Genomic DNA, 3,065 nt, shown 5'->3' with positions numbered 1-3,065 from the left:
GTGGTCCCGGGCCACGGCACCGTCGACCGCGTCCTGGAACGCCTGTCCGAGGCGGAGGTCCCGGCCACCGCCGCCCCGGCGGGATCCGAGCCCGCCCCCGGCGTGGTGTCGGTCTACGAGGCGATCCTGCACGGGGGGTTCGCCCTGTCGGGGGACTCCGGGGAGCAGGGGGACCACCTCGTCGTCGTCTCCGAGACCGACCTCACCGGCAACCGACTCGGCGCCACCGCGCGCCCCAAGGCGCGCCACGCCAAGCGACGCAACCAGGTGGACCCGCTGGCGCTCAAGGCCGGCGACTGGGTGGTGCACGACCAGCACGGCATCGGCCGGTTCGTGGAGATGGTCGAGCGGCAGGTGCGCGGCGGGGACGGTTCGAGCCGCCGCGAATACGTGGTGATCGAGTACGCCCCCGGCAAACGCGGGGGCGCCGGCGACCGCCTGTTCGTGCCCATGGAGTCCCTCGGACAGCTGAGCCGCTACGTAGGCGGGGAGGCCCCGACGCTGAGCAAGATGGGCGGCGCCGACTGGCAGAACACCAAGCGCAAGGCCCGCAAGGCGGTTCGGGAGATCGCCACCGAGCTGGTGCAGCTCTACGCCAAGCGGCAGTCCGCCCCGGGCCGCGCGTTCGGCCCCGACACCCCCTGGCAGCGGGAGATGGAGGACGCGTTCCCGTTCACCGAGACCGTCGACCAGCTCACGGCGATCGAGGAGGTCAAGGGGGACATGGAGAAGACCGCCCCCATGGACCGCGTGGTGGTGGGCGACGTGGGCTACGGCAAGACCGAGGTGGCCGTGCGGGCGGCGTTCAAGGCCGTGCAGGACGGCACCCAGGTCGCGGTACTGGTGCCCACCACGCTGCTCGCGCAGCAGCACCAGGCGACCTTCGTCGAGCGCATGACCGGGTTCCCCGTGACCGTCAAGGGGCTCAGCCGGTTCACCTCCGACGCCGAGGCCAAGGAGGTACTCAAGGGGCTGGCCGACGGCACGGTGGACGTGGTGATCGGCACCCACCGGTTGCTGGCCACCGCGGTGCACTGGAAGAACCTCGGGCTGGTGGTGGTGGACGAGGAGCAGCGCTTCGGTGTGGAGCACAAGGAGCACATCACCTCGCTGCGCACCCACGTGGACGTGCTGACCATGTCCGCGACGCCCATCCCGAGGACGCTGGAGATGTCGCTGGCCGGGATCCGCGAAATGAGCCAGATCCTCACTCCGCCCGAGGAGCGGCTGCCCGTGCTCACATACGTCGGCGCGCACTCGGACAAGCACGTCGCCGCCGCCATCCGCCGCGAGCTGCTGCGCGAGGGGCAGGTGTTCTACGTGCACAACCGGGTGCGGACCATCGACGCCACCGCGGCGAAGATCCGCGACCTGGTGCCCGAGGCGCGCGTGGTGGTGGCCCACGGGCAGATGGGGGAGGAGCAGCTCGAGCAGACCGTCGGCGGGTTCTGGAACCGCGACTACGACGTGCTGGTGTGTACGACCATCGTCGAGACCGGCCTGGACATCTCCAACGCCAACACCCTGATCGTGGACCGCTCCGACCAGCTGGGTCTGTCGCAGATGCACCAGCTGCGCGGGCGCGTGGGCCGGTCCCGCGAGCGCGGCTACGCCTACTTCCTCTACGACCCGGAGAAGCCGCTCACCGAGACCGCGTACGACCGGCTGGCCACCATCGCCCAGAACAACGACCTGGGCGCGGGCATGGCCGTGGCCATGAAGGACCTCGAGCTGCGCGGCGCCGGCAACGTCCTGGGCGCCGAGCAGTCCGGCCACATCGCCGGCGTCGGCTTTGACCTCTACATCCGTCTGGTGGGCGAGGCCGTGGAGGCCTACCGCGCGATCGCCGACGGCGAGACCGTGGAGGTCGAGGAGGAGGTGGGCGAGATCCGCATCGAGCTGCCGGTCGACGCCTACATCCCGGTCGAGTACGTCGACGGCGACCGGCTACGGCTCGAGGCGTACCGCAAACTGTCCCAGGCGCGGGCGCCCGAGGACATCGACGCGGTGGTCGAGGAACTGGTGGACCGCTACGGACCCATGCCCGCCGAGGCCCGGCGCGTGGTGTCCGTGTCGCGACTGCGGCTCGTGTGCCAGAAGTACAAGGTGCGCGAGATCGTGCTGGCCGGCTCCCGCCTGCGCGTGGGCCCGCTCGATCTGCTCGACTCCCAGCAGATCCGGCTCAAGCGCATGTACCCGGCCGCGCAGTACCGGGCCACGCAGAAGACCGTGCTGCTCCCGCTGCCCAAGGCGGCAGGCGCGCGTGCCGGTGCGGGCGCGGAGAAGGCGCGCGACGACGAGATGCTGCAGTACGCCGCCGACTTCCTCACCGCCATGGCCGGGGATCCCGAGGGCTCGCACCCGGTGATCCAGCCGGAGTTGGTGTCGGTGTGAGTCCCGAGTCCGGTTCCGGCTCCGACCCCCATCGAAAAGAGCGTTCCGCACAGATCCACTCGGCCGATGTGTCCGAAACGCTCTTTTCGACGGGCTCGAGCTTGAGCGCGGGCGCGGGCGCGGGGGATCGGCTCGCCGAGGCCGTCGAGGTGATGGCCCGCATCCGGCGCGACGGCGAGTGGGAAGCCGCCCAGACCCACGCCTCGCTACTGCCGTACCTGCTGGAGGAGTCGTGGGAGCTGGTCGACGCCGTGGCCGACGGAGACCGCGATGAGTTGGTCTCCGAGCTCGGCGATCTTCTCCTGCAGGTGCTGTTCCACGCCGCGATCGGCGAGGAGCGGGCCGAGGGGGCGTTCGACATCCACGACGTGGCCGGCGCCCTTCTGGACAAGCTGCGCCGGCGTGCGCCCTACTGGTTCACCGCTGATGGCGCTGCCGGCCTCGACGCCGCAGAGCAGGACCGGCTCTGGCAGGAGGCCAAGGCCGCCGAACGTACCGGTCGCCCCCCGCGCGGGGTGGTCGACGGCATCCCGTGGGACATGCCGGCCCTCGCCCTCGGGCAGAAAGTGCTGGCCCGCGCCCGCTCGGCGGGTGTGCCCGATGAGCTGGTCCCCGCGCAGATGAGGGTGGTCCACGTGGACCCGGCGGGCCTCTTCCGCGAGCACACCGCC

Annotated in this window: 2 protein-coding genes; both read left to right on the top strand. The window is 71.3% G+C overall.

From position 1 onward, the window contains the following. Positions 1–2,394: transcription-repair coupling factor (gene mfd, locus G6020_RS10870; protein WP_182610640.1), on the top strand; the 2,394-nt coding region annotated here is incomplete at its 5' end. Between the two features lie 68 nt (positions 2,395–2,462). Next, a partial coding sequence (locus tag G6020_RS10865) for a MazG nucleotide pyrophosphohydrolase domain-containing protein (RefSeq protein WP_347237752.1) occupies positions 2,463–3,065 on the top strand: 603 nt, incomplete at its 3' end.

This window comes from Dietzia sp. B19 (assembly GCF_014145155.1).
In the GTDB taxonomy this organism is placed as follows: domain Bacteria; phylum Actinomycetota; class Actinomycetes; order Mycobacteriales; family Mycobacteriaceae; genus Dietzia; species Dietzia natronolimnaea.
The sequence above is the reverse complement of the archived record's forward strand: the minus strand, read 5'-3'. Positions and strand labels throughout refer to the sequence as shown.